The sequence below is a fragment of the Mesorhizobium sp. IMUNJ 23232 genome (assembly GCF_044326205.1).
Classification (GTDB): Bacteria; Pseudomonadota; Alphaproteobacteria; order Rhizobiales; family Rhizobiaceae; genus Kumtagia.
Genome location: NZ_JBIRCY010000136.1, coordinates 1 through 4893, shown reverse-complemented (window position 1 = coordinate 4893; position 4893 = coordinate 1). Strand labels below are relative to the sequence as shown.

Sequence of the window (4893 nt, the reverse complement as noted above, 5' to 3'; positions counted from 1 at the left end):
CGGAAAAGCATCCGGGTGTGGCGGCGATGACGGCTGCCTGCAGGGGACAGTTTACTTTTCCGCGGAAGGGCGCAGCCGCTTCAAGGCTGGCGCAGGCGGAAAAGTAAACTGTCCCCGGCGTTTGCGCCGGCCCGGCCGCCAGCTTCCGGCGAGCCGGTTTCGGCCTATCAGGGGGACCGGATAAAACTGTCCCCGGTGCTTAAACCATTCCGTGCTGTGTGCCTGGTTGGTCGGCGCCGCCGCTCCCTAACCGTGCGCCACCATCACATGGCGGACCGCCGTATAATCCTCCAGCGCGTAGAGCGACATGTCCTTGCCGTAGCCGGACTGCTTTACGCCGCCATGCGGCATCTCGTTGGTGAGCATGAAATGCGTGTTGATCCAGGTGCAGCCATATTGCAGGCGGGCCGCGGTCGCCATGGCGCGCGATACGTCCTTCGTCCACACCGAGGAAGCGAGGCCGTAGTCGCTGTCGTTCGCCCAGTTAACCGCCTCGTCGACATCGGAGAAGCGTGTGACCGACACGACCGGGCCGAACACTTCCCGGCGGACGATTTCGTCTTCCTGCAGCGCACCGGCCACCACGGTCGGCTGATAATAATATCCGCCGCCCTCGCCCGGCTTGCCGCCAGTGGTGATGTCGATGTGCTTCAGTTCGGATGCGCGCTCGACGAAAGACGCCACGCGGTCGCGCTGGCGCTTCGAAATCAGCGGACCGATCTCATTTTCGGTGTCGTCGGGCTTGTCGAAGCGGATGGTCGAGACCGCCGACGACAGGTCGGCGACGAGTTTTTCGTAGACCTTCTTGCCGGCATAGATGCGGCAGGCGGCGGTGCAGTCCTGGCCGGCATTGTAGTAGCCGAAGGCGCGCAGGCCGGCCACGACCGCGTCGATGTCGGCGTCATCGAAGACGATGACCGGCGCCTTGCCGCCCAGCTCGAGATGCGTGCGCTTGACCGACTTGGCGGCTGCCTGCAGCACCTTCTTTCCCGTGGCGACATCGCCGGTGATCGAGATCATGTTGATCTTCGGATGGTTGATCAGCGCGTTGCCGACGCTCTCGCCACGGCCCAGCACGACGTTGACCACGCCCTCGGGCAGCACGTCCGCAAGGATCTTGGCGAGTTTCAGCGCGGTCAGTGGCGTCTGCTCGGAGGGCTTGAACACCACCGTGTTGCCGCCGCCGATCGCCGGCGCCAGCTTCCAGGCCATCATCATAAGCGGATAGTTCCACGGCGCGATGGAGGCGACGATGCCGATTGCATCGCGGCGAACCATGGATGTGAAGCCCGGCAGGTATTCACCCGCCACCACGCCCGGCATGGTGCGCACCGCGCCTGCGAAAAACCGGTAGCAGTCGACAATCGCGGGAATCTCGTCATTGAGCACCGCATTGATCGGCTTGCCACAGTTCAGCGCCTCCAGCTTGGCAAACTCCTCCGCCTCGGCCTCGATGCGCTCGGCGATTTTCAAAAGATAGCCGGAACGCTGCGCCGGCGTTGTCCGCGACCAGGCCGCAAATGCCTTTTCGGCGGCGGCGACTGCGGCGTCGATCTGCGCCTGCGAGGCTTCCGGAAGGTTGAGCACAGTCTCCCCGGTCCTCGGATTGAAGATCGGCTCCTCGGTCTCGGTGCCAGCTTCGAATTTCGAGCCTATGAGCATTGAAGTGTCCATGGGACCTCCCGATGTTTAACTTTGTGTCAGTACGCGCAGCCATGGCGCCGATCGCCGAGCTTCAGTCTCTGCTTCTTCTTGCGTTCCGTAGATGCCTGAGAGCATTTCGCCTGCCCATCCGATCTCGTAACCCTCATCCTCCGGAGCTGACGGCCAGAACAGCATTTCGGCAAAGCAATAGTTGCCGTCCCTTCGGCGAAGGATGACGATTTTGCGCATGCCAGTGTCGTCCGTCAGTTCGCGCAAGATGGTGTAGTCGGCAAAGTCGAGTTCGATCATTGCGGAATCACTTTCCCGCCCCGGCGATCTGGTCGCCATCGCGGGTGAGATAGTAAGCGGCAAGGATCGGCAGCGCGGTGACCAGCACCACGACCATGGCGACAACATTGGTCACCGGGCGCTGGCGCGGACGCACCAGTTCTTCCAGCATCCAGATCGGCAGCGTCTGCTGCTGGCCGGCGGTGAAGGTGGTGACGATCACCTCGTCGAAAGAGAGCGCGAAGGCCAGCATGCCGCCCGCCAGCAGCGCCGTGCCGATATTGGGCAGCACCACGTAGCGGAAGGTCTGGAATCCGTCGGCGCCGAGGTCCATCGACGCTTCGATCATTGAGCCGGACGTCCGACGGAAGCGCGCCACCGCGTTGTTGTAGACGACGACGACGCAGAAGGTGGCGTGGCCGAGCACGATGGTCCAGGTGGAGAAGGGTATCTCCATCAGGCTGAAGGCCGAGCGCAGCGAAATGCCGGTGATGATGCCCGGCAGCGCGATCGGCAGGATGACCAGCAGCGAGATCGCCTCGCGGCCGAAAAATTTCGTCCGGCTGACGGCAGCGGCACACAGCGTGCCGAGGATCAGCGCGATCAGCGTCGAGATCGACGCGACCTTGACCGAAAGCGCCAGCGCTTCCCAAACGTCCGGCCTGTTCCAGGCGGCGGCAAACCACTGCGTGGTCAACCCTGGCGGCGGCCACTGGTAGCTCTTTTCCTCCGTCGTGAAGGCGTAGACGAAGATCAGCAGGATCGGCAGGTGCAGGAACAGCAGCCCCGCGGCTGCGGCAATCTTCAGCGCGAGCGGGGCGGTCTGGCCGCGATCAGAGCGCATCGAACGCCCCCATGCGCTTTGCGCCCCACAGGTAAAACCCCATGATGACCACCGGCACCACCGTGAAGGCGGCCGCCAGCGGGATGTTGCCGGCGGTGCCCTGGTGCGCATAGACGGCCTGGCCGATGAACAGCCGCGACGTGCCGATGATCTGCGGGATGATGTAGTCGCCGAGCGTCAGCGAGAAGGTGAAGATCGAGCCCGCGACAATGCCCGGCAGCGCCAGCGGGAAGATCACGTTGCGAAAGGTCTGCCCGGGCGAGGCGCCCAGATCCGCCGAGGCCTCGGTGAGGTTCACCGGCACCCGCTCGAGCGCCGCCTGCACGGGGAGGATCATGAAAGGCAGCCAGACATAGACGAAGACGATGAAGGTGCCCGTCCAACTCACCGACAGTGAATTGCCGCCAACTATGGGCAGCGACAGCCATGCATCCAGCAGCCAGGTCAGGTGCAGCTTGGCGAACAGCCAGCCCAGAATGCCTTCCTTGGCGAGGATCAGCTTCCAGGCATAGACCTTTACGAGATAACTCGACCACAGCGGCAGCATGACGCCGAGATAAAACAGCGCCTTCCATTTGCCGCTGGCGTAACGGGCGGCGAAGTAGGCGATGGGGAAGGCGATTGCCGCGGAGGCGAGCGTCACCAGGGCGGCCATCGTCACCGTGCGGACGATGATGTCGATGTTGGTCTGCTGCAGCAGTTCGCCATAGGTCTTCAGCGTGAACTCCCGGTTGATCATTCCGGAGAACTCGTCGATCGAGAAGAAACTTTGCAGCAGCAGCGCGAACAGCGCGCCGAGATAGACGATGCCGAGCCACAGAAGCGGCGGCGCCAGCATGATAAGCAGAAGCAGGCCCGGATTGCGCCACAGCGCATCCGACAGCGCGCCGGCCCAGCCACCTTTGCGCGGCAGGATTGCGGATGCCGGCACGACCGGCAGGACGGCCTCGGCTTTCATGCTGGCTCATCCATCACATGCAGATGCTCGCGGTTGAAGGTCAGCATCACCGCGTCGCCGGTCTCCGGCAGCGCCGAGCCTGCCGGCATCACGGCGTGCAGGCGCAGCCCTTCGACATCGAGCGCCAGCCGCGTCGCGCTGCCGAGATAGTTCATGGCGACGACGCGGGCCGGCACACCCTCGCCCGCCGCCTGGCGCGCGACGCGGATGGATTCCGGCCGCAGGCTGCCCCACCGGTTCTGCCCCGACCAGCGCTGCACGAAATCCGGCGGCAACACGTTCGACGAGCCAACGAAATCGGCGACGAAACGCGAACGCGGCTTCTGGTAGATTTCCTGCGGCGAGCCGATCTGCATGATCCTGCCATCATTGAAGACGGCGACGCGGTCGGCCATCGACAGCGCCTCGCCCTGGTCGTGGGTGACGAAGACGAAGGTGATGCCCAGCGCCTTCTGCAGGGTCTTCAACTCCTCCTGCATGTTCTCGCGCAGCTTCAGATCGAGCGCGCCCAGCGGCTCGTCGAGCAGCAACACCTTTGGCCGGTTGACCAGCGCGCGCGCTAGCGCCACGCGCTGGCGCTGGCCGCCGGAAAGCTGGCCGGGTTTTCGCGCGCCGTAGCCGGGCAGGCGGACGAGGGCGAGCGCCTCCTCCGCCGCCTTGTGGCGCTCGGGCTTGGCGATGCCCTTGACCATCAGGCCGTAGGCGACGTTGTCGAGCACATTGAGATGCGGGAACAGCGCGTAGTCCTGGAAAACCGTATTCACATTGCGCCGGTAGGGCGGGACGCCGTCGGCGCGCTCGCCGAAAATCTCGATGGCGCCGTCCGTCGGCTGCTCGAAGCCGGCGATCAGCCTGAGACAGGTCGTCTTGCCCGACCCCGACGGTCCGAGCATGGCGAAAAACTCGCCGGCGACGATCTCGAGATCGACCGCATCGACGGCGCGCACGCTGCCGAAATGGCGGGAGACTTTTTTGAAGGAGACGGCTGGGGTCATTGCACCAGGTCGCTTTGCTGTCGAGTCGAAGCACCCCCACTCCGGCCCTTCGGGCCACCTCTCCCCTGCCCGGGGGAGAGGAAGAACGGCCGCGAGGTTAGCGCCAGTCGTCGACGCTGCCTTCCTCTCCCCCCGGCAGGGGGAGAGGTGGCCCGAAGGGCCGG

General features: G+C 64.5%; 5 protein-coding genes. All 5 read right to left on the bottom strand.

All coding sequences use genetic code 11. The features are described 5' to 3' along the window. Window positions 1-246: 246 nt before the first annotated feature. Genes ACH196_RS37670 through ACH196_RS37650 form a run of 5 tightly spaced genes read right to left on the bottom strand, consistent with a single transcriptional unit; the run spans window position 247 to window position 4729 of the window. Entirely contained in the window at window positions 247-1674 is a 1428-nt protein-coding gene (locus ACH196_RS37670) for a gamma-aminobutyraldehyde dehydrogenase (RefSeq protein WP_396651922.1), read from the bottom strand. 15 nt (window positions 1675-1689) lie between these two features. Next, complete coding sequence (locus tag ACH196_RS37665) at window positions 1690-1953, bottom strand: hypothetical protein (RefSeq protein WP_396651921.1); 264 nt, start codon at window positions 1951-1953, stop codon at window positions 1690-1692. A 7-nt stretch (window positions 1954-1960) separates the two neighbouring features. Beyond that, complete coding sequence (locus tag ACH196_RS37660; RefSeq protein WP_396651920.1) at window positions 1961-2776, bottom strand: ABC transporter permease; 816 nt, start codon at window positions 2774-2776, stop codon at window positions 1961-1963. Then, window positions 2766-3734, bottom strand: coding sequence for an ABC transporter permease (locus ACH196_RS37655; RefSeq protein ID WP_396651919.1), 969 nt, complete (start codon window positions 3732-3734; stop codon window positions 2766-2768). The genes ACH196_RS37660 and ACH196_RS37655 overlap by 11 nt, the downstream gene beginning before the upstream one ends. Next, the gene (locus tag ACH196_RS37650) at window positions 3731-4729 is read right to left on the bottom strand and encodes an ABC transporter ATP-binding protein (RefSeq protein WP_396651918.1); all 999 of its coding nucleotides are present in this window, start codon (window positions 4727-4729) and stop codon (window positions 3731-3733) included. Before ACH196_RS37650 ends, ACH196_RS37655 begins: the two co-directional genes overlap by 4 nt. Window positions 4730-4893: the final 164 nt, after the last annotated feature.